The sequence below is a fragment of the Prevotella communis genome, from assembly GCF_022024115.1.
GTDB classification, from domain to species: domain Bacteria; phylum Bacteroidota; class Bacteroidia; order Bacteroidales; family Bacteroidaceae; genus Prevotella; species Prevotella communis.
This window is the reverse complement of record NZ_CP091792.1, coordinates 1,646,888-1,673,293: the sequence shown is the minus strand read 5'-3', so window position 1 is coordinate 1,673,293 and position 26,406 is coordinate 1,646,888. Positions and strand designations below refer to the sequence as shown.

The following is a 26,406-nucleotide window of genomic DNA, read 5'->3' as shown; positions in this document are numbered from 1 at the left end:
AATCTCTGTTTTTTTAGTTTCCCGTGTCCAGCTCTCCATTCTGATTCTGATACTGCTTTTGTTGCATAATAGGAATTTTTTATCAACCGTCTGCACTTTTTGGGTGTGCGGCAGCAAAATTTTCAATTTTCAATTATCAATTTTCAATTAAATTAGTTACCTTTGCACACAAATTGCAATTTTATATATAAAATGATACTTGAAAAGATAAACGAACTCCTTCAGCAGGTTGACTCGCTGGAGGCAAAGAATGCTGAGGAAGTAGAGAAGCTCCGACTGAAGTACCTGAGTAAGAATGGTGAACTGAACGAGCTGATGAAGGACTTCCGCAACGTGCCCGCAGAACAGAAGAAAGAGGTGGGCATGAAAATCAACGAGCTGAAACAGCGCATCACAGACCGTATCAACGCCCTGCGCGAGGCATGCACCACACAGGAGTCTGGCGACGAAGCCATCGACCTGACACGCACGCCCTACCCCATCCAGTTGGGTACACGCCACCCCCTGACCATTGTGACCAACGAGATTATCGATATCTTCAGTCGCATGGGATTCGTGCTGGCCGACGGTCCCGAGGTAGAGGACGACCTGCATGTGTTCACCCGTATGAACTTTGCTGCCGATCACCCCGCACGCGATATGCAGGACACCTTCTTCGTATCGCAGCATCCCAATGATGTGACCAAGAATATTCTGCTCCGCTCACACACCAGTAGCGTACAGGCTCGTGTGATGGAGAACATGCATACTGAGGACGGCAAACTGACCGGTCCCATCCGCGTGATCTGTCCGGGTCGCGTTTATCGTAACGAGGCTATCACAGCCCGTGCCCACTGTTTCTTCCATCAGGTAGAGGGTCTGTATATCGACAAGAATGTGTCGTTTACCGACCTGAAGCAGGTACTGCTGTCGTTTGCCCGCGAGATGTTTGGCGCCGACACAAAGATTCGTCTGCGTCCTTCATACTTCCCATTCACTGAGCCCAGCGCAGAGATGGATATCTCTTGCTTCATCTGCGGTGGCGAGGGTTGCGGTTTCTGTAAGCACACCGGATGGGTAGAGATTCTGGGTTGTGGTATGGTGGATCCTAACGTACTGGAGCAATGCGGTATCGACTCTAAGGAGTATAGCGGCTATGCCTTCGGTATGGGTGTAGAGCGTATCACCAACCTGAAATATCGTGTATCAGACCTCCGTATGTTCTCTGAGAACGATACCCGTTTCCTGGAAGAATTCCAAGCAGCTGACTAATTTTAAAAACATAATTCTAAAACAAACAACGCTATGTTAAAACCGTTAAACAAAAAATTCGCTCCTAAGAGCGTGATGCCTGAAAAGGTGATTCAGTTTGGTGAAGGTAACTTCCTTCGTGCTTTTGTAGATTGGATTATCTGGAACATGGACCAGAAGACCAATTTCAATGGTAGTGTCGTAGTCGTTCAGCCCATCGAACGCGGTATGGTAGACTGGCTCAACGGTCAGGACTGTCTGTATCACGTCAATCTGCAGGGCCGTGAGAACGGTAAGCCCGTAAACACCCTGGAGCGCATCGACGTTATCAGTCGTGCCCTGAATCCCTACTCTCAGAACGATGCCTTCATGGCACTGGCTGACCAGCCCGAGATTCGTTTTGTGATTTCTAATACCACAGAGGCCGGTATCGCTTTCGACCCCGCTTGTAAGTTGGACGACAAACCAGCCAGCAGCTATCCCGGTAAACTGGTTCAGCTGTTGTACCGTCGTTACCAGACCTTCAACGGCGACCCCACCAAGGGACTTATCATTTTCCCCTGTGAGCTGATTTTCCTGAATGGTCACGTGCTGAAGGATTGCATCGAGAAATACATCGAGTTGTGGCAGTTGCCTGAGGGCTTCAAGAAATGGTTCGAGGAGTCTTGCGGCGTTTACGCTACCCTCGTAGACCGTATCGTTCCAGGCTTCCCCCGCAAGGAGATTGCTGAGATTCAGGAGAAGGTTGGCTATCGTGACAACCTCGTTGTACAGGCCGAGAACTTCCACCTCTGGGTTATCGAGGCTCCAAAGGAAGTAGCTCAGGAGTTCCCTGCAGACAAGGCCGGACTGCACGTGCTGTTCGTTCCTTCAGAAGAGCCCTACCACAAGCGTAAGGTGACCCTGCTGAATGGTCCTCACACCGTATTGAGCCCTGTAGCTTATCTTAGTGGCGTGAACATCGTACGTGATGCTTGCAACCACGAGGTTATCGGAAAATATATCCACAAGGTACAGTTCGAGGAACTGATGCAGACACTCGACCTGCCTATGGACGAGCTGGAGAAGTTTGCCGGCGACGTGCTGGAGCGCTTCGACAACCCATTCGTAGATCATCAGGTTACCAGCATCATGCTGAACTCATTCCCCAAGTTCCAGGCTCGCGACCTGCCCGGAGTAAAGACCTATCTGGCTCGCAAGGGCGAACTGCCTAAGGGCTTGGTATTCGGTCTGGCTGCCATCATCACCTACTATAAGGGTGGCAAGCGTTTCGACGGTGCAGAAATCACACCTAACGACGACCAGAAGATTATGGACCTGCTGAAAGAGCTCTGGGCTACCGGTGATACTCAGAAGGTGACCGACGGTGTGCTGGGTGCAGAGTTCATCTGGCAGGAAGACCTGAACAAGGTTGCTGGTCTGAACGCTCTGGTAAAGCAGTTCCTTGACCTCATCCAGGCTAAGGGTATGCTGGAGGCTGTGAAGACAATCCTGTAAACCTGATAAGGATCATAAAACAAATAAGGCGCTTCGTTTTGAAGCGCCTTATTTTTGTGTCTGTATTCTGGTTATCCACCGAAGTTATCGTACATGATACTCTCGGGATCTACGCCAAGCGAGTCGAGCATAGAGACAACGGCCTTTGACATAGGGCCAGGACCGCACATATAGTACTCGATATCCTCGGGAGCCTCGTGGTCCTTCAGGTAGGTCTCGTACATCACGTTGTGTACGAAGCCTGGAGTATACTTCACGCCAGCAGCATCGGCAGCAGGATCTGGACGGTCCAGAGCCAGATGGAAGTGGAAGTTGGGGAACTCCTTCTCCAGTCCGAGGAAGTCTTCCAGGTAGAACACCTCATTGAGCGCACGGGCACCATAGAAGTAGTGCATCTCGCGATCGGTGGTGTGCAGCGTCTTCGTCATATGCATGATCTGTGCACGCAGAGGAGCCATACCGGCACCACCACCAACCCAGATCATCTCCTTCTTAGAGTCAAAGTGTGGGTGGAAGTCACCGAAGGGACCGCTCATAATCACCTTGTCACCGGGTTTCAGCGAGAAGATATAAGATGAAGCGATACCAGGGTTCACATCCATGAAGCCACTGCGATCGGCCTTGAACGGAGGCGTAGCGATACGTACGGTCAACATGAACACGTCGCCCTCAGCAGGATAGTTGGCCATAGAGTAAGCACGGATGGTGTCCTCGGGGTTCTTACACTTGAGTGGGAACAAACCGAACTTCTCCCATGCGGGCAGATACTCGTCGCCAATCAGAGACTTGTCGAAGTCCTTATCGTAGTCGATGCAGTCAAACTTAGGAATACGGATCTGAGCGTAGGAACCAGGCAGGAAGTCCATGTGGGCACCAGCAGGCAGCTGTACCTTGAACTCCTTGATAAAGGTAGCCACGTTCTTGTTAGAGATAACGGTACACTCGTACTCCTTAACACCCAGGATAGACTCGTCAACATGAATCTTCAGGTCGCCCTTCACCTTGCATTGGCAACCCAGGCGCCAGTGGTCCTTAATCTGCTTACGTGTGAAGTGAGGCTTCTCTGAATCCAGGATCTCGCCACCACCTTCAAGCACCTGAACCTTACATTGTCCGCAACTGGCCTTACCACCACAGGCAGAAGGCAGGAAGATGCCGTTCTCGTTGAGTGTAGCCATCAGGTTATTACCCTGAGGCACGTTGAGCACACGGTCACCATTCACGGTGATATTCACATTGCCGCTGGGCGATAGATATTTCTTCGCTACGAGCAGGATGATGACGATAGCGATGATCGTCACCAGGAAAACGATAATACTATTTACTATAAACATAACTGTCGCCCTCCTTAGATTTTAAGTCCACTAAAACACATCATGGCCATAGCCATCAAACCCACAGTAATAAACGTGATGCCGAGGCCCTGCAGAGGCTTGGGCACGTCGCTATACTGCATCTTCTCACGAATGGCACCCATAGCCACGATAGCCAGGGTCCAGCCAATACCGGAACCGAGCGCATAGACCACAGCGTCACCAATGCTGGTGATAGCCTTTGTCTCGCTGGGGTCCAGCAGGATGCGCTGCTGCATGAAGAGCGAGGCACCCATGATGGCGCAGTTTACGGCAATCAGAGGCAGGAAGATACCCAGGGCTGCATAGAGCGATGGTGAGTATTTCTCCACAATCATCTCGACCAACTGCACAATACCGGCGATAACGGCGATAAACAGGATGAACGAAAGATATGAGAGGTCCATACCGAAGATACCATTCTCAGAGAGCACCTTGGTCTGGAGCAGATAGTCAACAGGTACGGTAACAAACAGCACGAAGGTAACTGCCAGTCCCAGTCCCAATGAAGTCTTCACATTCTTCGAAACGGCAAGGAACGAACACATGCCCAGGAAGAAAGCAAAAATCATGTTGTCGACAAAAATCGAACGGAAGAATAATGATATTGCGTGTTCCATAATTTACTTCTCCTTATAAAAATAAGCACGGTGTACCCAGATAACGATTCCCACGAGGATCAGCGCCATGGCAGGCATCGTCATCATGCCGTTGTTAAAGTCCTTGCAATCAATAATCTGGAAGCCCAGCAGCGAACCGCGTCCGAAGAACTCGCGTACGGCACCCACGATAATCAGAATCATGGCGTAGCCGATACCGTTGCCCACACCGTCGAGGAATGAAGGCCAGGGCTTGTTCTGCATGGCAAAAGCCTCCAGACGTCCCATCAGAATACAGTTGGTGATAATCAGACCCACATAGACTGAGAGCTGTACGCTGACGTCATAGACAAAAGCCTTCAGAATCTGAGAAACGATAGTCACCAGAGCAGCCACAACAACCAACTGTACCACGATACGGATACGAGTAGGAATGGTGTTACGCAAGATGGAGATAATCACGTTGGCAAAAGCCGTGATAACGGTTACAGCGAGACCCATCACAATGGCAGGCTTCAACTGACTGGTCACAGCAAGTGCCGAGCAGATACCCAACACCTGAACAAGTATCGGGTGGTCGAGGTTCAACGGATTGGTGAAAGCCTCTTTATTTTGCTTACTAAATAATGCCATAGTTCGTTAGTTCTTTAAAAAGTCCATATACTTGGCCAACTGGTCCTGCAGCATCTTGCTCACAGCTGTAGAGGTAACGGTGGCACCAGTCACAGCGTCAACCGTTGTCTCGTCGTTGACAGCCTTCACAACGCTCAAGGCAATCTTTGAATCATCGCCATCAGCAAAGATCTTCTTACCCTGGAACTTTGCCTGCCAATCGGCATTGTCCTTAATCTCAGCACCAAGTCCGGCAGTCTCGCTCTCGTGGTTGAAATAAGCACCATATACGGTGTTCTTGTCACTATCGATAGCCAGGAAGCAGCTGATGCCGCCCCACATGCCCTGACCCTTCAGGGGAAGCACGTATTTCACGTCGCCATTCTCGAGTGTGCAAACATAAACATTCTGTGTCTCATCGAAAGCCACAATCTTCTCGTAGGTAGCGTGTGCCTCTTCATCGCTCAGGCCACGCAGGTTCAGCGAGTTCAGGATCTGCTTCTCAGTGTCGAGGGCTACGTTAGCATCCTGCATGGGCTTCAGGGTCTGAGAGACGAAAGCCAACAGGAAGGCCACGATGACCACCATGATCGTACTATATATAATAATGTACGTATTGGAATTTGTATTCAGTTTCATTTTGTACCTCCTCTCTTCAAACGTTTTGAGATATTGCGGTCAACCACGAAGTAGTCGATAGCAGGAGCAAACATATTCATCAGCAGGATAGCCAGCATCATGCCCTCGGGGAAACCGGGGTTCATCACGCGGACCACGATGGCAACGACACCAATCAGGAAACCGTAGAACCACTTACCACACTCGGTGCGGCATGAGGTAACAGGGTCGGTAGCCATGAATACAGCACCAAAGCAGAAACCACCCAGGGCAATGTGCTCATACCAGTGGATAGGTGTCATATCAAGGCTCTCGAACAGCAGGGCTGTCAGGATACCACCGGCGAAGACGCTAATCATGGTCTTCCATGAAGCAATACCCGTGCAGAGCAGGATAACGGCACCAATGGCGATGGCAATTACAGAAGTCTCACCGATTGAACCGGGAATCAGTCCGTAAACGGCATCCATCGTGAAATTGTAGTCGGCCAGGTTGGCCAGAGGTGTAGCACCAGAGAAGCCATCGGGCACCTGACCACCGAAACCGAAGATAGGACTGTCGGCAATCCATGCCTGGTCGCCAGTCATTTTCTGAGGATAAGCAAAGAAGAGGAAAGCACGAGCCAAGAGTGCGGGGTTGAAGATGTTCATACCCGTACCACCGAAGATCTCCTTACCGATAATCACGGCAAAGGCAACGGCGATAGCCAGCATCCACAGAGGCAGGTTCACAGGAACAATCAGGGGAATGAGGATACCTGATACGAGGTAACCCTCCTGAATCTCCTCATTTTTCCATTGTGCCCAAGCAAACTCAATGCCCAGACCAACGATATAGGAAACCAGAATCTTTGGCATCACAGCCAGGGCACCAAAGAGGAACATATCCATGAATGAAGCGTTCAGTCCTGATGCGATAGCATTCTGATAACCAACATTATACATACCAAACAGTAAAGCAGGCATCAAAGCGATGACCACCATACTCATAATGCGTTTCGAGTCGATAGCGTCGTGGATATGCACACCCTTCTTCGCTGTTGTATTGGGCACGAAGAGGAAAGTCTCAAAACCATCAAATACGCTACGGAAAGCGTGAAGCTTACCTTCCTTCTCGAAGGCGGGCTTTATCTTATCGAGATAATTTCTTAATGCTTTCATCGTCGTTATGCGTTTTCTTTACGTAAATTATTCAATCCTTCACGAACAATGCGCTGGAGTTCCAACTTAGAAGAGTCAACAAACTCAGCCAGGGCAAAGTCCTCGGGAGACACCTCGTAGATACCCAACTGCTCCATCTTGTCGATGTCGCCGGCGATGATAGCCTTAATGAGGTATTCACCATAGATATCCATAGGCAGCACCTTGTCGTACTCACCACTCATAATCATGTGGCGCTCACCACCCTTCACACGGGCATCCAGCGCATAAGCCTTCTTGCCGAAGAGCCATGAGAAGTAGCTGCGGTTTACAGAGAACTGACCGAAGCGGGGCATGATCCATCCCAGCAGCTCGTTGTTATCGTCACCCTCGGGAATCACGGTAATCTCTGAGGTGTGAGCACCCAGGAAGCCATCCTTCGAAGTGATACGGCCTGTCAGTACGTTACCATTGATAATACGTACGGAGTGATCAGCATCATAGCTGTTGGAAAGCAGCGTAGAGAGTTCCTCACCAACGAGCATATCCACGTAGCAGGGCTTTTTCACCTCACTACCGCAGAGTGCCACCGTACGTGTCAGGTTCACCTTACCCGTGTTAAACAGGCGTCCGATAAAGAGCACCACAGAGGGGTCACCAATGGTCCATACCACCTCACCCTTGTTGACTGGGTCGATGTTGTTGACCTGTACGCCTACGTTACCGGCAGGACACTTGCCCTTGAACACGTTAACCTCCACGTCCTTCATGTTCTCCAGACTAGAGTCAACGCCTACACCCAGATACGTCTTGGCGATCTTTGAGAGTGCGGTAAGACCGGTCTGGAAATCTGCCTCCTGACCCTTTACCTCAAACTCAAAACTGCCAGCCAGGGGCTTGTCGCGCAGGGCTGACACGAAGATAGCCTTCGGCATCACGGACGGGTTCGTAGAGATGGCGTAAGGCAGCTGGTTGATGAAACCAAAGAGACCTGCCTCAAGAAGGGCATCAACAACGGCCTTAGCGTCCATTGCGGCCACATCCTTCTTGCCAAAATCCACATACTGTTGCTGACTGTCGGCCTCTACCTTTACGCAAAGCACCTTACGGCGATCTCCACGCTCTACTGCAGTAACTTTACCACTTACAGGCGAGGCGAAACGAACTTCGGGATAGAGTTTGTTAACGAACAAAGCATCCCCGGCTCGGACAACGTCACCTTCACGTACAACGACCTTGGGAACGACGCCTTCGAAATCGTCTGGCACCAAAGCGTAGTGCCCGTTCGATTTGAGGTTCATTTTCGTTTCCTCAGCTTTTCCTTGAAGGTGAATGTCTAAGCCTTTACGTAGCCTAATAACATTTGCCATATTCAATAAATTGGTTTGATTGTCTCTTTGGGCTGCAAAATTAATAATTTTTAGGTTAACAGAGAAGAAAAACGTTAGGAAAAACACGGATTTCGGAACTTTTGTATTAAATTTGCACAACGAAAATGACAAGAACACATATAATTGCCAAGTAGAATTTACAGAAAGTGAATAAATTGAAGCACATAACCAACTGGACCGTATGGAGCCTGATGGCTCTCTATGGTTTAATTTTTGTGCTCATTCACCTTCCTTTCATCCAACATTTCCTGGGTCAGCAGATAGCAGATATCCTGTCGGAAAAGATTGGTACCGACGTGAAGATTGAGCGCGTCGAACTGGGATTCCCCAATCGTGTAATATTGGACGACGTGCTGATTCTCGACCAGCAGCAGGAAGAGATGCTGCGTGTAGGACGCCTCACGGCAAAGATTGAGTTCATGCCCCTGACCTATGGACGTATCTCCATCTCGTCAGCCCAAGTTTTCGGTACGCACGCGAACCTTTATAAAACAGATTCGCTGGCGGCACCCAACTTTCAGTTCGTTCTCGACTCACTGGCCTCTAAGGACAATGATGAGCCCAGCAATATCAACCTGCGCATCAACTCACTCATCATCCGTCACTCCAGTATCGCGTACAACCAGAGAGACGTGCCTCTGACGCCGCAGGTCTTCAATCCCCGTCACCTGAAGGTCAGCGATATCAGCGCTCATATCATCTTGAAGGAGTTTCAGTCCGACTCGCTCAATGCCAACATCAAGCGACTGACCTTCAAGGAGCAGTCGGGCCTGAAGATCAACCGTCTGTCACTTGCCGTGGAGGCCAATGACCATCAGGCCGAGCTCAAGGATTTCCGTCTGCAGATGCCACATTCCGCGGTAACTATCGATGCCATTCATGCCACCTACGACAAGGAACATATCGCAGAAACAATCCAATACGAGACCGTGGTGAATGCATCTGCCTTGACACCAGCAGACATCACCTGTCTGTTGCCGGCGCTCAAGGAATTCCCCCAGACATTCTCCATCCACACGTCATTGAAGGGCATTGGCAGCAACTTCGAGTGTTCCAACCTGACCGTCACCACCAGCGACAAGTCGTTTGAGCTTCAGGGAAAAGGTTTTATGCGCAATAATACATGGGCATTCTCTACGCCCGGCCTCCATATCTCACAGGCATTCATCAGCCAATGCAAACAGGCCTTTGACGGGCTGCCCGATGAACTGACGCGTCTTGGCGATATCCATCTGGATGGAAATGTCAGCAAGGACGATGCCGGCACCATCCGTACGAATGCCGACATCCGTTCTGACGTCGGTAATATCGTTCTCGCATTCTCCATGAATAAAGACGAGCAGTTCGACGGTCATCTGGATACTGAGTCCGTCCTGTTGGGCAAGATTCTCGACAACGACGAACTGGGTACGCTTGCCACCAATATCAGTATCAGAGGCAGTAAGGACAGTTTCACGGCCGAAGGCAATATCCCGCTGATAGAATACAAGAGCTACCCCTACCATAATATAAATATAAACGGTACGTATCATCATGGAGATATCGCCGGTTCGCTGAAGGTGGACGATCCCAATGTCCTTGCCGACCTCACGGGCGAACTGCGCAAGGGCAACCGGTATGCCGTCAGACTGGAGGGCTTCATCAAGGACCTGCGTCCCCAGTCGCTCAACCTCTCCGACGAATGGGGCAACACCCGCTTCTCTGCCTGTATCAATGCCGACTTCATCGCCAACAACCTGAATGACGCAGAGGGCAGTTTAACCCTCAGCGATTTCGAGATGCAGGCCGACGACTCCATCGGCAGCTATTATTTCATGAAGAACCTGGAGGTGATGACGGGCTATGATGACCATCTGCATTTCGTGAATGTGAAGGGCGACATGGGCGAGGCTGATATCAAGGGTGATTTCGACTGGAACACCCTTCCCCAGAGTTTCATCAACTATATCGCTTCTAAGATGCCCACGCTGCCAAACCTGCCCAAGGCGACCCAGCCTACGAACAATAACTTCACGGTGGAACTCACGATGACGGATACTGACTGGATGCAGAAGCTGCTGAACTTACCCCTCAGCATCGAGCGTCCGCTGACGCTGACAGCCTCTGTCGACGACAAGCATAAGCTGTTGGATGTAGAGGGACAACTGCCTATGTTCACCTATAACGGTAATCGTTATATGAACTCCACCATCAGCATCTCTACCAAGGCCGACACCATGAACTATCAGGCGAACCTCACCAAGGTGATGGCGGAGGAAGAGTACATGGATATCGACCTCAATGGTTCGGCGGCCGACAACCATATCTTTGCCTCGCTCCATTGGAACAAGGCCAACTTGCTGGAACCTGTCAACTCCACCAGCGGTACCATCAATACCATTACCGAACTCTATGCCAACGAGCAGGGAAAGGCCGAAGCACATATCCGTGTGCTCCCCTCTGTGATGACGGTACGCGAGAAGCCCTGGAATCTCGAGCCCTGTGACATCTTCTATTCAGCCAAGCACCTCGTGGTGGATCATTTCACGATCAACCATGAGCGCCAGCACCTGATTATCGATGGTGTTGCCTCTGAGTCGCCTGCCGATGCCATCACCATCGACCTCAAGGAACTGGATGTGGCCTACATCCTCGACCTGGTGGATTTCGATGCCGTGAGCTTCGATGGTCTGGCCACGGGTACCGCTACCCTCTCTCAGGTCTTTGACGATATCGAGGGCAGCACCGACCTCACCGTCGATCAGTTCCGCTTCCAGTCGGGCCGCATGGGCACGCTGGTTGCCAACGCCAGGTGGAATAAGGCCGGAAAGCAGATTGACATCGACGCCATTGCCGACAACGGGGCAAAGTCAAAGACCTTCATCAACGGCTATATCTCACCCGTCAGGGAGGATATCAACCTGAATATCCAGGCAGCAGGTACCAGTATCGAGTTCTGCCAGTCCTTCACATCTTCCTTCCTGCACGATGTCAGCGGCAATGCCTATGGTAACGTGGTGCTCTACGGTCCCCTCTCGGAACTCAACCTGACTGGCGACCTCATCGTTGACGGAAAGGCCACCGTGACAGCTCTGAACACCACATACACGCTTCAGAAAGATACTGTCCGACTGATTCCCAACCGCATCCTGCTGAACCAGTGCACCATAGCCGACAAAGAGGGACATCAGGGCACGCTGAATGGCAGCATCAACCACGACCATTTCTCCGACTTCACCTTCGACGTGGATATCACGGCCGAGAACCTGCTGGCCTACGACTTCGACGATTTCAATGGCGGCATCGTCTGCGGTACGGTCTATGCCACGGGTACTGCCGACCTCCACGGACGTCCCGGCGAGGTCGTAATCAACTGTACCGTAACCCCCGAGGCCAAGTCGGTCTTTGCCTACAATGCCACCAACCCCGACGCCATCAGCCAACAGGAGTTTATCACCTGGGTGGATCATTCCGGCATACGTTCTCGTCATAGCGAGGACACCGAGGAGGACCTTGCTTCGTCCACGAATATCTATATCAACTTCAATATCAACGCCACGCCCCAGGGTACGCTCCGCATCCTGATGGACTCCAAGACCAACGACTACGTCACGCTCCATGGCAGTGGCGGCATCCGTGCGTCGTTCTACAACAAAGGTCCGTTCCATATGTTTGGTACCTATACCGTTGAGAGTGGAACCTATGGCATCACCATCCAGAATATCATCAAGAAGAACTTCACCTTCCAGAATGGTGGCACCATCATCTTTGGAGGCGACCCGCTGCATGCCAACCTCAACCTGCAGGCACAGTATACGGTGAATGGTGTGTCGCTGTCCGACCTGAACCTCGGCACTTCCTTTGCCAGCAATACCGTCCGTGTGAACTGTCTGATGAATATCCAGGGTACGCCTGAGTCGCCACATGTTGACTTCGACTTCGAACTGCCCAATGTGAATGCGGAGGAAAACCAGATGATCCGCTCTGTCATTGCCAGCGAACAGGAGATGAACCAGCAGGTGCTCTATCTCCTCGGTATCGGCCGTTTCTACACGCAGGGCACCAATAACTCACAGACGCAGGAATACGGACAGACCCAACTGGCCATGCAGTCTTTCCTCTCGGGTACCGTGTCTGCCCAGATCAACGAGGTACTGTCGCAGGTCATCAAGTCGCGCGACTGGAACTTTGGTGCGAATATCTCTACGGGTGACGAGGGATGGCATAATGCCGAGTACGAGGGTATTGTCAGCGGACGCATGCTCAATAACCGCCTGCTCATCAACGGCCAGTTCGGCTATCGCGACAACGCCACTCAGACCACCACCTCTTTCATTGGCGACTTCGATATCCAGTATCTGCTGAACCCTAATGGCAATCTGGCATTAAAGGTATATAATCAGACCAACGACCGTTATTTCACCCGTTCTTCCCTGAATACGCAGGGTGTGGGTCTGATTATGAAGAAGGACTTCAACGGCATCGGAGAGCTCTTCAACTGGAGGAAGATGAAGAGGGAATAACGGAATTTAAGGATTTACGGAATTACGGAGCGAAGGAGTAAGGAGTTAAGGAGTTAAGGAGTTAAGACGAATGACTCTCACGCCTGTGTGTGCCGGATGTTTTGAGAGGTATTTGCGGAATGTCATGGGCTCCTCTACCACCTTGTGATGTATCTGTGAGGCATTCAGCAGATGCAGTCCGTCCTTTCTCCACACGGCAAATCCCAGATGCGCTATATCCAGTCCGGCTTTCGATGTGGTGATAGCCAGGATATCACCATCGTGAATCACGGAGCGAAGCAGTTTAGTGTTACGTACTGCTGACTTGGGGATAAATCGAAACTGTCTGCCCGTCAGCATCTCCTCCTGTTTTGCAATCACAGACACATACTGTGGATGGGCCTTTAGCGCCTTGTACGACTGCGGATGCCTGCTCATATAGTTCACGCTAACCGTCTGTACCGACGTAAAGGGTGCTTTCTTCTGCTGTATCTCGCTGACAATGCCCTTTCTGCTGTTGTCTATAATCCAATCAGTAAAATAGTGCAGTCGTGAGGGATAACCGTCGATGACGCCCCCGCGGTAACGGATTCGCTGCAGCACCTCACGGAAATCGGCAAAGCTCATTTTCTTCTGCTCATGACAGAGCGTCAGCGCCACCACATTCTCCACCAGCGTGGTGCAGTCCAGCTCACGGGTATTCACCACCAGCTGTTCCTCGTCGTTCACCTCCAGCGTATGCGCTATATAGGGCCTGCCCATCAACAGGCGGGCGAAATGCAGCGTCCCTGCCCCACCCGGTGCCTGTCTCAACGCCCGCTCTATGAAGATGCTGTCCGTTTCCTTCTGCGCATAGGTGCCGACACCCGTCAGCACCAGCAGCATGATTACCACACCCAGTCTGTGTCTCATTTCTTCTCCCTGTATTTCTTCTTCAAGCCAAAATTGATTCCCACATACAGATTAGCCGAGCCAAACGTATTATTCGTTGAGAATTGCGACAAGCTATAATTATAGGTATGCATCACCACACTGCAGCCTGCATACCATTTCATGTTGTTATATACCAGCGCAAAACGTCCGATACCGTCGAGGTTCAGGTTCTGGATACTGAAGCTCCTACTTTTCTTGTCGCTCATCTCACCCGTGCTACGCTTATGCGAGGCGGCAAGTTGGATGCTGCCACCCAGCAGCCAGTTGCGTGCAAACACCCAGTTGTAGGCATAGCCGCCCGACAGGCTGAAATCCACGTATTTGATATTCCTGAACTGCAAAGCGCTGTCCAGTTCCACGCGCTTCGCACCCATTTTCTCGTCGATGACCGACTGCAGCAGCTCATGGTCGAGATCAAACGAGTTCTGGGTATAGCCAAAGCCGGCCAACCACGAACCGCAACTGATTTTCTGTATCGTGCTCTGTGAGAAAGCTGCTGGATATGAGAACTTTCCGTGGTTAAAGATATAGTAAATATTGAAGCCCGTGATGTCCGTGGTAAAACCATCGAACGACACGTTGTTGAGTGCCGAGTAGTCCTGCTGATGCCCCAGGTTCACGTCGCGCAACTTAAAGTCGCGTGCCGTGCGGTGGTAGAACAGGTCCAGTCCTATCTGCGAACTGTACACGCTCAGGTCAAACCCACTCTTATGACTGTTCACCGACAGGTTTTCCAGCGACAGCGTATAGCCCAGGAACACCCATCGCCATCCGGCATACGGACCCAGGCGCACCTCCGAGTCAGGCGAGAAGGAAATCGACTGCCTGTTGTCGCCCGCCGAGCGGAGTGTATAGTAATCGTAGTTGCGCGTACCCTGAAGCATCGCCGCATAGACATAATGCTGAGGTTCTATGTAGCGCTCGTCCACCTTGTCGAACCCGCGGATGATGCGGCGAATCAGTCCCAGTTTCCGGGGCGCACTCTTCACCACGGTGTCTGTCTTCACGGAATCCAGCACCACAGGGATCGTCTCCTGCGCACAGGCAGGAGCCGTCATCATCATCATCAGTCCTAAAACGAGTTTTTTCAAAGTATACTGTTATCCTTATTATATAATATGCCTTAATATTTTCCGAGGATGCGGTCCATCACCCAGTTGATCGACGTGGCCGACACGCTCGTTGCCGTGCAGATGCCGCGTCCCTGCAGATGTTCGCACACATTCTTAATCAGCGGATACTGCACATACTGCGGATTGGGCACCTCTATGCGCTGCGTGCCGTCACTGGTGTGCACCTCTATAGGCGAATAGTTGAACACCGAGAAACTCAGCGACCCCTGGTTGCCAATAATCAGTATGCGGTCGTTACGAGCCGACTCATGCCCTACGAAGCACCACGAGCCACTTCCAGGCAGTCCGTTCTCAAACTGAAACACGGCGCTCACCGAGTCCTCTGCCTCATACAGGCCGCCACGGTTCGCACAGATGCCTCGCGCCTCCAGTATTATGCCAAACATATCCTGCAACAGGTCTATCTGGTGTGGAGCCAGGTCGTAGAAATAGCCACCACCCGCAATGTCGGCCTTCAGTCGCCAGGGCAGGTTCTCCGGATGGGCATAGTCCAGCGGACGAGGCGGCCATGAGAATCGTATCTGCACGTTGATCACGTCGCCTATCGTACCCTGCTCCACCAGCTGCTTCACCTTCTGGAAATACGGCAGGTTGCGCCTGTAGTAAGCCACAAAGCACGGTATGCCCGTCTGTTCCGACACACGGTTCACGCGGATACAGTCCTCATAGTTCGAGGCCAGCGGTTTCTCTACATAAACAGGTTTGCCTGCCCTCATTGCCATGATGGCGTATGTAGCATGACTGGACGGCGGTGTGGCCACATAGATGGCATTCACATCGGGATCGTCAATCAGTTCCTGTGCATCCGTATACCAGCGCGGCACCCCGTGACGCTCGGCATACGAACGGGCTTTCTGCTCCGTGCGGCTCATCACAGCCACCACTGTGGAATCCTCCACCTCTGCGAAGGCCGGACCGCTTTTCAGTTCGCAGACCTCGCCACAGCCAATAAATCCCCACCTTAGTTTCTTCATAGGAATGTAAATTTTCTGCAAAGGTACAAATTAATTCATAATTCTTAATTCTTAATTCATAATTATTTCGTACCTTTGCAACAATTTTTGATACAAAGACATGAAAACGAAGGAAGATTTAATGTTTCAGAAGACGCGTAGCATTGCTTCCATCTTCTATGATGCATATCAACTTTATACCGAGAACTTCAAACAGTTGTTCCGTGCATCCTGGCCTATAGCCATCATCTATGCACTGGTTTTCGCATTGGCCACATACTTGTTTATTAGTGACCTTCTGCCTATTGTCGTAACCCTGCCTGCATTCTCTGCAACCAATTTGGGGGCCGTATTGATGGCCTCCTGCCTGACGCTGGCAGCCCAACTGCTCTTTGTGCTGGCAGCCTTGCTCCTGGCATCAACGGCTTTCTGGGCATGCAGAGAGCATAAGACCACGGGCACCGTTCCCCGTCCGGCTCATTGGTGGGGCGTATGGCCCGGTCTGTGGTATGTCAAGCTGCTATGGAAGTCGGTCTGCTTTCTGTTCCGTCCCGGTCTGCGTCATTTCGGCACCCTCTTTGCCACATTCTTTATAACCTTGCTGTTCACCGCTGTGCTCACGCTCTTCTGTGAACTGCCGGCTATCATCATTGGCATTGCCAATATCAAGGCCTATGCAGGTGCCGCTGCAGGCGACCCACTGGGCATGCCCGACTATATGGGCAAGCTCACCTTCGCCGCTTTCGTCATTGCTGGCTTCATTCAGGCATACGTACACCTTATTACGGTGTTCCCCTTCTATTATGCCTACGGAAGCATTGACACGCTGGAAAAAGAAAGAAAACGTATTAAGTTATGAAACGCATACTCTTTATTGACCGTGACGGCACGCTCGTAGAAGAGCCTCACGACGAGCAAGTTGACGCGCTCGAGAAAATCAAGTTCAAGCCGGGTGTCTTCCGCTGGTTGGCATTCCTACGTGAAAAAACCGACTTTCGCTTTGTGATGGTCAGCAATCAGGACGGACTGGGCACCAGTTCTTTCCCTGAGGACACGTTCTGGCCCGCCCACAACTTCATCCTTGAGGCGCTCAAGGGCGAAGGCATCGAGTTCGACGACATCCTCGTTGACAACCATTTCCCTGAGGACAATGCACCTACGCGCAAACCCAACACCGGGTTGGTAGAGAAATACATGAACGACCCCGAATACGACATCGCCAACAGCTACGTCATCGGTGATCGTGAGACCGATGCCCGTTTTGCCGAGAATATAGGATGTAAGTCACTCATCCTGAGCGATACCCTCTCGTGGAAGCAGGTAGCCGAACAGATCTTTGACGGTGAACGCACCGCTGAGGTCGTCCGCACCACCAAGGAGACCGATATCCACGTGCGCCTCACCCTCGACGGCACAGGCAAGGCCGATATCCAGACCGGACTGGGTTTCTTTGACCACATGCTTGAACAGATAGCACGCCACGGGCAGATGGACCTGCTCATTCATACCAAGGGCGACCTCCATGTTGACGAGCACCACACCATTGAGGATACCGCCCTCGCTCTGGGCCAGTGTATCAACAAGGCGCTGGGTTCCAAGCGCGGCATTGAGCGCTACGGCTTCTCCCTGCCTATGGACGACTGTCATGCCCATGTGACGCTCGATTTCAGCGGCCGTCCCTGGCTCATCTGGAAGACAGCGTTCCATCGCGAGTACGTGGGTGATGTGCCCACCGAGATGTTCTTCCATTTCTTCAAGAGCCTCTCTGACGCAGCCCTCATGAATCTCTATATCGAGGCCGATGGTGATAATGAGCACCACAAGGCAGAAGCCATCTTCAAAGCCCTGGCCCGTGCCCTCCGAGCTGCCGTGCGCCGCGACATAGACCACTATCAGTTGCCCTCCACCAAGGGCACGCTGTAAATAATTGAGAGAAAAGATAAAAAAATGATGTGCGAAAGCAAATTTTCAATCATCAATTCTCAATTTTCAATTATTATTAGTAATTTTGCAACCAGTTTAATTTGTAATTTATAATATTGTAAGAAAATGACAATCAACGAATTCAACTTTGCCGGTAAGAAGGCAATCGTACGTGTAGATTTCAACGTACCCCTCGATGAGAATGGTAAGATCACAGACGACACCCGTATCCGCGGTGCCCTGCCTACCCTGAAGAAGATTCTGGCTGATGGTGGTGCTGTCATCATCATGAGCCACATGGGTAAGCCCAAAGGAAAGGTTGACATGAAGAAGAGTCTGGGTCAGATCCGCGAGGCTGTAGAGAAGGCTCTGGGTGTTCCCGTTGCTTTCGCTCCCGACTGCGCTAAGGCTGCTGATGCTGCCAAGGCTCTGAAGATGGGCGAGGCTCTGCTGCTCGAGAACCTGCGTTTCTATCCAGAGGAAGAGGGTAAGCCCGTAGGTATCGACAAGGAAGATCCAAAATATGACGAGGCTAAGAAGGCTATGAAGGCCAGCCAGAAGGAGTTCGCTAAGACCCTCGCTTCTTACGCTGACTGCTACGTGATGGATGCCTTCGGTACAGCTCACCGCAAGCACGCTTCTACCGCTGTTATCGCTGACTATTTCGATGCTAACAACAAGATGTTGGGTCTGCTGATGGAGAAAGAGGTTCAGGCTGTTGACGCCGTTCTCTCAAACATCAAGCGTCCTTTCGTTGCCATCATGGGTGGTTCTAAGGTATCTTCTAAGATTGGTATCATCGAGAACCTGCTTGGCAAGGTTGACAAGCTCATCCTCTGCGGTGGTATGACCTACACCTTCGCTAAGGCTCACAACGGCGAGATTGGCGACTCTATCGTAGAGCTCGACAAGCTGGATGTTGCTCTGGGTGTTGAGGAGCTCGCTAAGAAGAACGGCGTAGAGCTCGTTCTGGGTTCTGACTGCACAGCTACCAACGGTCTCGACTTCGGTACTATGACTGTGAAGGAAGGTGCTGAGATTATCACCTGCCCTGCCAACAAGGTTCCCGCTGGTTTCGAGGGTGTTGACGCAGGTCCTGAGAGCCAGAAAGCATTCGCAGAGGCTATCAAGGGTGCAAAGACCATTCTGTGGAACGGTCCTGCCGGTGTCTTCGAGTGCGACGCCTTCACCGCTGGTTCACGTGCCATTGGCGACGCTATCGCTGAAGCTACAAAGAATGGTGCTTTCTCACTGATTGGTGGTGGCGACTCTGTAGCTTGTGTCAACAAGTTCGGTCTGGCCGACCAGGTATCTTACATCTCTACTGGTGGTGGTGCTCTTCTCGAGGCCATCGAGGGTAAGGTGCTTCCCGGTGTAGCAGCTATCAAGGGTGAATAATCATCATCGACATATCAAAAAAAATGCGGGCGTGAATTGATTCACGCCCGTTTTTTTACCAATCTATTATCACACATCAATATGTCAGTTACCTGTCCCGTGGCACGCTTTTGCTCTGGCAAGCGAACAAGTTCGAGCGGCCGCTTGGTTTCTTTCACTCAAATAAAAGGCTGGCCACACGTGACCAGCTTTTATTGTATCTTGATGTATCGTTTTTCCGTTGAATGGCAGTTACCAGTCCCCCGTCAACCTCTGGGAAGTGACAAATATTCTTACTAATCTTCAATAGTTGCAAGATATTCGGTTGCGGTCATTACAGGAAGTTTTGAGGCAGTAAAATCCTTTCCGTTGCGTGTTATGATGACGTCAGCTTTGGCTTTGATAGCTGTGTAATATTGCATAGCATCTTCAAAATCCTTGAACTGCGAAGCCAACGAGTCATCAACTGTTCGTTCGTTAGTCGTTGCAACACGTGAAAGCTGGCGGAAATTCGACAACAGATTGCGAACGCCTTCTGGACCATTTTTACGAAGTAAGAAGGAGGCGGTCGAATATGTCATTGGTGATACAATGAGCTGTACCTTCTTATTATAAGCCATAGTGAACAAACGTACAGCATCGTGACAAAATGGCTCACGACGCTCCAACACGTCTACTACAATATTAGTATCTAAAAAAAGACGTGTCATTTGTACTTCTCCTCCAAGAATTTGTAATACGCTTCACGAGCGTTCAAATCATCTTCGGCAACTTTTTCTCCAGCTCCCAGCAAGCTCTGCACTACATCAGGAACGGCCTGCTCTGTAGTGTTTTTGCTGGCTCCAACAAAACGCATCAGAAAATTCTCAATAACTGAGGTGATGTTCAGTCCCTGTTGTTGAGCATAGTTTGAAGCCTGCTGATAAAGTTGTGAATTAATAGCTACTTCCATAACTGCAATTATTTGAATCCGCTGCAAAGATACGATTTATTTTTTATATAACTATGCAAAAGACAGAAAATGTTATTTCCAAATCAATATTTAATACATCAGCCCTCTTCCATCTTCCATCTTCCGCCCTCTTCCCTCTTCCATCTTACATCAGCCCTCAGCCATAGTCTAGCCATACTCCAGGCAGCTTCTAGCCATACTCTAGGCTGCTTCTAGCCATACTCTAGCCATACTCTAGGCTGCTTCGTGAGTGCTCCACGGAGCAGCCTAGGAGCAGCCTAGGAGCAGAGTGATTGCTGCCTAAGAGCTGGCTAGAAGCTAATTTGTGCCTTTTCCTAAACTCACTTGACAGTTTTCACCGGGTTAAACTGAATTGCTTGTCAACATCGTTTACATCGTACTGAAAACCTTGTCACTCTCTGTGAAGTAACTTTGTGGGGTTAGCATGATTCTCAACCATATCCTGGGTTATATCGTCGTAAAACGCAATGCAGTACAGAAGAAATACAAGCCAGACAATGTTCATTAGGAACAGAAGTAACAGAGGTAACAGAGGTTTTTCAGGATCCCTTCGCGTACGTCTGCGCAGACGTACGCGAGGAAATATTATAAATCTACTGTTACTAATGTTACATCTGTTACCAGATCATTTTAGTAAACCACAGACTTATACATCGTAAACCATAGGTTAACACATCGTAAACCATAGAGTAACGACTTAAAAACCATAGAGTAATGAAGCAATAAGAAGCTGAGCAATAGCAGCCTGAAAGCAGGCTAAGAATTTCCAAACTACAGAGTAGCGAAGAAATTCTCTCGAGAATTTTCTTACTATCAGGTAGAAGACGGATAAAAAGTCAGTAATATCGTTTTTGTTTCTAGGTTAATCAGCCCTCGAACATCAACCTTCAGACATCAGACATCTTCCATCGGAGCGAGACGCTCACCCGTCCCCTTCTGTACTATTACGCTGACTGCTACGTGATGGATGCCTTCGGTACAGCTCACCGCAAGCACGCTTCTACCGCTGTTATCGCTGACTACTTCGATGCTAACAACAAGATGCTGGGTCTGCTGATGGAGAAGGAGGTTCAGGCCGTTGACGCCGTTCTCTCAAACATCAAGCGTCCTTTCGTTGCCATCATGGGTGGTTCTAAGGTATCTTCTAAGATTGGTATCATCGAGAACCTCCTCGGCAAGGTTGACAAGCTCATCCTCTGCGGTGGTATGACCTACACCTTCGCTAAGGCTCACAACGGCGAGATTGGCGACTCTATCGTAGAGCTCGACAAGCTGGATGTTGCTCTGGGTGTTGAGGAGCTCGCTAAGAAGAACGGCGTAGAGCTCGTTCTGGGTTCTGACTGCACAGCTACCAACGGTCTCGACTTCGGTACTATGACTGTGAAGGAAGGTGCTGAGATTATCACCTGCCCTGCCAACAAGGTTCCCGCTGGTTTCGAGGGTGTTGACGCAGGTCCTGAGAGCCAGAAGGCATTTGCCGAGGCTATCAAGGGTGCTAAGACTATTCTGTGGAACGGTCCTGCCGGTGTATTCGAGTGCGACGCCTTCACCGCTGGTTCACGTGCCATCGGCGACGCTATCGCTGAAGCTACAAAGAATGGTGCTTTCTCACTGATTGGTGGTGGCGACTCTGTAGCTTGTGTCAACAAGTTCGGTCTCGCTGACCAGGTATCTTACATCTCTACTGGTGGTGGTGCTCTTCTCGAGGCCATCGAGGGTAAGGTGCTTCCCGGTGTAGCAGCTATCAAGGGTGAATAATCATCATCGACATATCAAAAAAAATGCGGGCGTGAAAATCTTCACGCCCGTTTTTTTTATTACTCAGCCTTCAGACCTCAGCCATCTTACTTCTTACATCTTCCTTCTTACCTCTTACATCTTCCGCAATCAGCCCTCAGCCATACTCTAGCCATACTCTAGCCATACTCTAGGCTGCTTCTAGCCATACTCTAGCCTGCTTCGTGAGTGCTCCACGGAGCAGCCTAGGAGCAGCCTAGGAGCAGAGTGATTGCTGCCTAAGAGCAGGCTAGAAGCTGAATTTGTGAAAACACAGAATGGGCAGTACCAGTCCCCTGCCAACCCAGACATTTTATGTCCTCTTTTCTATGCACTATACAATCTTCGCTGTAACTCGAAGTAGTGTGCTCGTATATCGGAAACAGACATATTTAATTTTTCCTTTGCATCCCTCATGGAATTAAACTTGATGTTGATAAACGTCTTCAATTTATCCGAACCAAGTTCCCTAAAACCATTGCTGGCATAGTATTCCAGAATCAAATCATCAAACTCTCGCTGCTCCTTGTTCAAGGCATCAACATACTGCTTCTTCACAAGCTCCACTCGCTTAGCCCTCTCAATAGGCGTAGAGTTGTAAGCAATATACTCCAGCACATCCAGCAAATCGCATTTCTGCATTTTCAGCATATTCTTCAAGAGCAAGAGTTTTTCTTCAGCAAAGCCAGCCTCATCCAATGTTTGCAGCAATTTCTCACGAGTTTCGGGATTTGACCATTTTTCTCTGAGGTCATCTGCATCAGAGAAGAATTCGGGAATTCTTCCAAAGAGTTTCTTGACATATTCATCAAGATTAACGAACTCATCGCCAAAGAATATTTTCTGTTCCCATGTTGTTTCAAGAGACAGCTTTCTTCCCGTTGACAACTTAACTTCTATCAGATTTGTTTTGGGACCTTCGCATGTACAAGGCAGATTACCGCATACCGGACAAACCCAGTGGTCTCTTGCCACGTGAGGTGTCTCAGGCGATTCCCCAGGTTTCTTCTTCATGCACGTGCAAGGCCAGTTGCCACAAATTGGACAATAGGTATCGCCATCCCAATCAGGATCTTTGAACATGTTACATGCACCTACAAAGTCATAAATCGTGAAATAATACTTCTTATCAAACAAGCGAGTACCACGACCAATAATCTGCTTAAACTCCACCATATTCTGAACAGGGCGCATCAATACGATGTTGCGCACATTGCGGGCATCAACCCCTGTGCTCAGTTTATATGATGTGGTCAGGATTGTGGGCAACAGTTTTTCATTGTCCTGGAACGTTCTCAAAGTTGCTTCCCCCACCTCGCCATCGTCAGCAGTCACACGTTCACAATAGTTGTTTGCAGGTCTCTTCTTGTGCTTGTTCACCATATCACGCACTATCATGGCATGCTTCTGAGTAGCACAGAATATAATACTCTTTTCGTCTGGATCAATCTTATTCAGGAACTCTTTCACACGATGCTCGTCACGCTCCTTAATCTGGATTCTGCCATTATAGAAATCCGACTCCGAGTAAACCTTTTCCGGGTCTATCTCTCCACTCTTCACGATGTCGCCTTCTTCCCACTTGTAGTCATCAATGTTACTCGTAGAGATGTCTACACGGAACGGAACAAGGAAGCCATCTTCAATACCTTGTTTCAGAGAATAGCTATATACAGGCTCCCCAAAGTAGGCATAGGTGTTGGCATTATCCTTTCTTCTTGGTGTGGCAGTCATACCCAGCTGATAAGCACTATCGAAATACTCCATCAGCTTTCTCCATTCGCTTTCATCATTGGCTCCACCTCTATGACACTCATCGATAATGATGAAGTCGAAGAAATCACGCTCATACTGCATGTAGTATGGCTGGTCATTTGAACCTTCTGGCAACGAGATGCCCTGCTCCTCTGCTTTCTGGGCATTGGGTGACGTCATCATCGTTTGGAAGATGGTGAAGTAAAGGTTGCGGGCTGTTGGAACCTTGTAGTTATTCTTCTTCAGCTCCTTTGGTGTCACACGACACATCGCATCCTCTGGGAACTGGTCAAAGTCGTTGATAGCCTGATTGGCAAGAATGTTTCTATCGGCAATAAACAGGATTCTTGGCGCACGTTCTACGCCCTTGGTGTTCCATTTCGTTTGCGTCAGTTTCCAACAGATTTGGAAAGCCGTATAGGTCTTACCTGTACCCGTAGCCATTGTCAGCAAGATACGATTGCGCTGCTTAGCCACAGCCTCCAGCACATTCTTGATAGCAATCTCCTGATAGTAGCGAGGCTGACGACCACCACTACGATTCAGGGCACAAAGATTGAACTTGTCTCGCCAAGGATTCTCTTCAGGGAAGGTCATCTGCCACAAGTCCTGCGGCGTTGGAAAATTCTCTATATCATATTCCTTGCTGGGAATGATATACTCTCCTTTGCCGTCCTTGATACCCATATCGATGAACCAAATCTCATCGCCATTGGTGCTATAGGTATAGCGAATTTTCAGGGCATCGGCATAGAGCTTGGCTTGAGCCACACCTTCAGACACGTCTTTTTCGTCGCTCTTTGCCTCAATCACAGCCAGTTTAATACCCTTATATTCAAGAATATAATCTGCCTTCTTCGGGTTCTTATTACCAGTAGTAGTGATGCGACCTGGCGCAATATAAGCACTCTGCTCCACAAGAATATTACTTCCTGGAACTATTCCCCAACCTGCATCCCTCAGCTTGGGGTCTATCTTGTTAAATCGTGTCTGCGCTTCGTTCATAACTAATAAATATTTGAGATCCAATCAAATTCCAAACAGCATATTATAGAATATTTCCAAGAACTGTCGTGGTTAATTGACCTAAATCTTTTCACATTAGCTTCTTTAAGCTCTATCTTTCTGCCTCTTAAATTGCTTCTCTTGTTGACTTCTGCACTCTGCAGAAAGTCGTATATAGATTGAACGGTCAATTCATAATCATTTTCCTCAACCTCAAATAACAAAGTCGACCTATCGGGGTTTACATTCTCATATACAATCAGATATCTTCCCGTATTTTCTTTCAATGAAAACATAAATGCTTCTTCAGTTATATCGTTATCGGTATGGGTCAATCTCTCCACACAAGGTATAACCTTATACTTGCCCGATTGTTTCTTTAATAAAAAATTGATAAATTCAGACTTATATTTTGTAAATTCTGCAGGTGTCATTTGTTGCGCTTTAGACAAAGCCTGTTTAAAAGACATCTGCATTGGTGCAGAATTTGTTTGAAATATAGTATCTGTTGACAATATCGGTCTCTGATTAGAAATGGATGCAAACTTTACAATGGCCTCATCCAAACTAATCGTATCATTGATTGTCAGTTTCATATCTTCGACAAAACATCTTATTGGTGAAATTCTATCGTTGAGGTATTTTCTTAGATAGTTATATGATTCATTAACCCCAGGCTTATCTATTGTCAATGGTAAAAATTGCACGTTTCCAGTCTTTGGTGGTTTTACCACTAAATTATTATTTTTAAAGGTAACACATTCCCAATCGAGAACCCACTCCCTTTTTTGAAGAAAGTCAACAGAACTCGCGTCAAGTCTTTTTTTGTTAAATTTATCTAAGTCAAAGAATAGGCACACTTTGCCATCATCCTTTTTCACTCTGTATATTACTTCATCTTCCTCTTCATCTTCCTCTTTCCTTCGAGGAGTCAAAAATAACTGCGTATTATTGGTATAGAACAAATAATCGAAATCATTAGGAAACATGGTTAACCCATCGAATTTTTTCTCCCATAATAAAAGAAAATAATTCTCTGCATTTATCATATTCTCCAATGCCCATTCACTTATTGGTATCTTTACTATATTGCCTGTCAATGTTATATTTTTATATTTAAATACATGCGTTTTCCTCTCTGTGACATTAGTTGGAGAATCATCAAATGGTTCATCAAACAATTCTGCTCCGTTGATTTCAATGAATTGCTTTTTATTTTCATTTGTAACCTTGTTCCCTAACCTAACGAACCCAATAAATGCTTCCGTAACCATCGTCTCAGCAAGATTACCCATCACTACGGCATTATAGTATTTCGCAAATAGAAATTTATCTTTTTCAAAATTACTTTTAGCCTCCTCTGTTTGATTGTCGGCATATACAAGCAACACTTCTCCTTTCTGCCAATTTTCAATATAACTCACATCGATATTATCCAGAAGCCCACTACATGCCAATTGGGCTATTGGTTGGGGTAAGTGTACAACTCTTGGGATCCTTTTATTCCTAATAGAATTGGGATTTCTTCTTTTGCAAAGTGCTTTTATCAATGCTTCTGCAATATCATGCAACTCTCTAAGAGCAGCTTCAGATACACTTTCATATTCCTCACTATTCATGATAGGTTTCAGTTCATTACAATTATCTTTCTTCCCCATC

19 protein-coding genes and 1 pseudogene are annotated in these 26,406 nt (G+C 49.0%); 7 read left to right on the top strand and 13 right to left on the bottom strand.

Annotated features, from left to right (window positions below):
- Positions 1–192 precede the first annotated feature (192 nt).
- Positions 193–1,251, top strand: coding sequence for a phenylalanine--tRNA ligase subunit alpha (gene pheS, locus L6468_RS06640; protein WP_091819231.1), 1,059 nt, complete (start codon positions 193–195; stop codon positions 1,249–1,251).
- 33 nt (positions 1,252–1,284) lie between these two features.
- The gene (locus L6468_RS06635; protein ID WP_091851811.1) at positions 1,285–2,727 is read left to right on the top strand and encodes a tagaturonate reductase; all 1,443 of its coding nucleotides are present in this window, start codon (positions 1,285–1,287) and stop codon (positions 2,725–2,727) included.
- Between the two features lie 71 nt (positions 2,728–2,798).
- Here the strand turns inward: L6468_RS06635 and nqrF are convergent, their stop codons facing one another.
- Genes nqrF through L6468_RS06605 form a run of 6 tightly spaced genes read right to left on the bottom strand, consistent with a single transcriptional unit; the run spans position 2,799 to position 8,417 of the window.
- Entirely contained in the window at positions 2,799–4,061 is a 1,263-nt protein-coding gene (gene nqrF / locus L6468_RS06630; RefSeq protein WP_091851815.1) for an NADH:ubiquinone reductase (Na(+)-transporting) subunit F, read from the bottom strand.
- Between the two features lie 14 nt (positions 4,062–4,075).
- The gene (gene nqrE, locus L6468_RS06625) at positions 4,076–4,699 is read right to left on the bottom strand and encodes an NADH:ubiquinone reductase (Na(+)-transporting) subunit E (RefSeq protein ID WP_091819228.1); all 624 of its coding nucleotides are present in this window, start codon (positions 4,697–4,699) and stop codon (positions 4,076–4,078) included.
- 3 nt (positions 4,700–4,702) lie between these two features.
- Positions 4,703–5,311, bottom strand: coding sequence for an NADH:ubiquinone reductase (Na(+)-transporting) subunit D (locus L6468_RS06620; RefSeq protein ID WP_091819227.1), 609 nt, complete (start codon positions 5,309–5,311; stop codon positions 4,703–4,705).
- 6 nt (positions 5,312–5,317) lie between these two features.
- Positions 5,318–5,923, bottom strand: coding sequence for an FMN-binding protein (locus L6468_RS06615; RefSeq protein ID WP_237796656.1), 606 nt, complete (start codon positions 5,921–5,923; stop codon positions 5,318–5,320).
- A 2-nt stretch (positions 5,924–5,925) separates the two neighbouring features.
- Entirely contained in the window at positions 5,926–7,068 is a 1,143-nt protein-coding gene (locus L6468_RS06610; RefSeq protein ID WP_091851818.1) for an NADH:ubiquinone reductase (Na(+)-transporting) subunit B, read from the bottom strand.
- A 5-nt stretch (positions 7,069–7,073) separates the two neighbouring features.
- Positions 7,074–8,417: a Na(+)-translocating NADH-quinone reductase subunit A gene (locus tag L6468_RS06605; protein ID WP_091851821.1), complete on the bottom strand. Its 1,344-nt coding sequence runs from the start codon at positions 8,415–8,417 to the stop codon at positions 7,074–7,076.
- A 167-nt stretch (positions 8,418–8,584) separates the two neighbouring features.
- On the opposite strand from L6468_RS06605, the gene L6468_RS06600 reads away from it, so the two are divergent.
- Positions 8,585–12,940, top strand: coding sequence for a translocation/assembly module TamB domain-containing protein (locus tag L6468_RS06600; RefSeq protein WP_237796579.1), 4,356 nt, complete (start codon positions 8,585–8,587; stop codon positions 12,938–12,940).
- 45 nt (positions 12,941–12,985) lie between these two features.
- Here the strand turns inward: L6468_RS06600 and L6468_RS06595 are convergent, their stop codons facing one another.
- From L6468_RS06595 to L6468_RS06585, 3 genes are read right to left on the bottom strand one after another with little or no spacing between them, the layout of a single operon-like run.
- Positions 12,986–13,831, bottom strand: a complete 846-nt coding sequence (locus L6468_RS06595) for an N-acetylmuramoyl-L-alanine amidase-like domain-containing protein (protein ID WP_237796578.1) — start codon at positions 13,829–13,831, stop codon at positions 12,986–12,988.
- Positions 13,828–14,943, bottom strand: a complete 1,116-nt coding sequence (locus L6468_RS06590; RefSeq protein WP_237796577.1) for a DUF4421 domain-containing protein — start codon at positions 14,941–14,943, stop codon at positions 13,828–13,830. The genes L6468_RS06595 and L6468_RS06590 overlap by 4 nt, the downstream gene beginning before the upstream one ends.
- Before the next feature lie 32 nt (positions 14,944–14,975).
- Positions 14,976–15,959 (bottom strand): Gfo/Idh/MocA family protein, encoded by a 984-nt coding sequence (locus tag L6468_RS06585; protein WP_237796576.1) that lies wholly within the window; start codon positions 15,957–15,959, stop codon positions 14,976–14,978.
- Positions 15,960–16,059: 100 nt separating this feature from the next.
- Between L6468_RS06585 and L6468_RS06580 the strand changes: the two genes are divergently transcribed.
- The 3 genes from L6468_RS06580 (at position 16,060) to L6468_RS06570 (ending at position 19,259) form a co-directional block, all read left to right on the top strand.
- Positions 16,060–16,797, top strand: coding sequence for a hypothetical protein (locus tag L6468_RS06580; RefSeq protein ID WP_237796575.1), 738 nt, complete (start codon positions 16,060–16,062; stop codon positions 16,795–16,797).
- A complete protein-coding gene (gene hisB, locus L6468_RS06575) occupies positions 16,794–17,861 on the top strand; it encodes a bifunctional histidinol-phosphatase/imidazoleglycerol-phosphate dehydratase HisB (RefSeq protein WP_237796574.1) in 1,068 nt (355 codons plus the stop codon). The genes L6468_RS06580 and hisB overlap by 4 nt, the downstream gene beginning before the upstream one ends.
- A gap of 126 nt (positions 17,862–17,987) precedes the next feature.
- The gene (locus tag L6468_RS06570; protein WP_091819218.1) at positions 17,988–19,259 is read left to right on the top strand and encodes a phosphoglycerate kinase; all 1,272 of its coding nucleotides are present in this window, start codon (positions 17,988–17,990) and stop codon (positions 19,257–19,259) included.
- A 275-nt stretch (positions 19,260–19,534) separates the two neighbouring features.
- On the opposite strand, the gene L6468_RS06565 is transcribed toward L6468_RS06570, so the two are convergent.
- Positions 19,535–19,948: a PIN domain-containing protein gene (locus tag L6468_RS06565; RefSeq protein WP_091851839.1), complete on the bottom strand. Its 414-nt coding sequence runs from the start codon at positions 19,946–19,948 to the stop codon at positions 19,535–19,537.
- Positions 19,945–20,190 carry a DUF6364 family protein gene (locus tag L6468_RS06560; protein WP_091851843.1) on the bottom strand — a complete coding sequence of 82 codons (246 nt, stop codon included), beginning with the start codon at positions 20,188–20,190 and terminating at the stop codon, positions 19,945–19,947. Before L6468_RS06560 ends, L6468_RS06565 begins: the two co-directional genes overlap by 4 nt.
- Positions 20,191–21,156: 966 nt before the next feature.
- On the opposite strand from L6468_RS06560, the pseudogene L6468_RS06555 reads away from it, so the two are divergent.
- Positions 21,157–21,969: pseudogene (locus L6468_RS06555) on the top strand (phosphoglycerate kinase); the annotation flags it as partial.
- Between the two features lie 345 nt (positions 21,970–22,314).
- Here L6468_RS06555 and hsdR read toward each other — a convergent pair.
- Complete coding sequence (hsdR, locus tag L6468_RS06550; RefSeq protein WP_237796573.1) at positions 22,315–24,747, bottom strand: EcoAI/FtnUII family type I restriction enzme subunit R; 2,433 nt, start codon at positions 24,745–24,747, stop codon at positions 22,315–22,317.
- A gap of 2 nt (positions 24,748–24,749) precedes the next feature.
- Positions 24,750–26,405, bottom strand: coding sequence for a hypothetical protein (locus tag L6468_RS06545; RefSeq protein ID WP_237796572.1), 1,656 nt, complete (start codon positions 26,403–26,405; stop codon positions 24,750–24,752).
- Position 26,406 lies beyond the last annotated feature (1 nt).

Coding starts and splice junctions, on each gene's coding strand:
- L6468_RS06565 (WP_091851839.1), bottom strand. CDS start 19,948: ATGACACGTCTTTTTTTAGATACTAATATTGTAGTAGACGTGTTGGAG.
- L6468_RS06560 (WP_091851843.1), bottom strand. CDS start 20,190: ATGGAAGTAGCTATTAATTCACAACTTTATCAGCAGGCTTCAAACTAT.
- L6468_RS06605 (WP_091851821.1), bottom strand. CDS start 8,417: ATGGCAAATGTTATTAGGCTACGTAAAGGCTTAGACATTCACCTTCAA.
- L6468_RS06635 (WP_091851811.1), top strand. CDS start 1,285: ATGTTAAAACCGTTAAACAAAAAATTCGCTCCTAAGAGCGTGATGCCT.
- L6468_RS06570 (WP_091819218.1), top strand. CDS start 17,988: ATGACAATCAACGAATTCAACTTTGCCGGTAAGAAGGCAATCGTACGT.
- hsdR (WP_237796573.1), bottom strand. CDS start 24,747: ATGAACGAAGCGCAGACACGATTTAACAAGATAGACCCCAAGCTGAGG.
- L6468_RS06595 (WP_237796578.1), bottom strand. CDS start 13,831: ATGAGACACAGACTGGGTGTGGTAATCATGCTGCTGGTGCTGACGGGT.
- L6468_RS06610 (WP_091851818.1), bottom strand. CDS start 7,068: ATGAAAGCATTAAGAAATTATCTCGATAAGATAAAGCCCGCCTTCGAG.
- pheS (WP_091819231.1), top strand. CDS start 193: ATGATACTTGAAAAGATAAACGAACTCCTTCAGCAGGTTGACTCGCTG.
- nqrF (WP_091851815.1), bottom strand. CDS start 4,061: ATGTTTATAGTAAATAGTATTATCGTTTTCCTGGTGACGATCATCGCT.
- L6468_RS06545 (WP_237796572.1), bottom strand. CDS start 26,405: ATGGGGAAGAAAGATAATTGTAATGAACTGAAACCTATCATGAATAGT.
- L6468_RS06620 (WP_091819227.1), bottom strand. CDS start 5,311: ATGGCATTATTTAGTAAGCAAAATAAAGAGGCTTTCACCAATCCGTTG.
- nqrE (WP_091819228.1), bottom strand. CDS start 4,699: ATGGAACACGCAATATCATTATTCTTCCGTTCGATTTTTGTCGACAAC.
- hisB (WP_237796574.1), top strand. CDS start 16,794: ATGAAACGCATACTCTTTATTGACCGTGACGGCACGCTCGTAGAAGAG.
- L6468_RS06585 (WP_237796576.1), bottom strand. CDS start 15,959: ATGAAGAAACTAAGGTGGGGATTTATTGGCTGTGGCGAGGTCTGCGAA.
- L6468_RS06580 (WP_237796575.1), top strand. CDS start 16,060: ATGAAAACGAAGGAAGATTTAATGTTTCAGAAGACGCGTAGCATTGCT.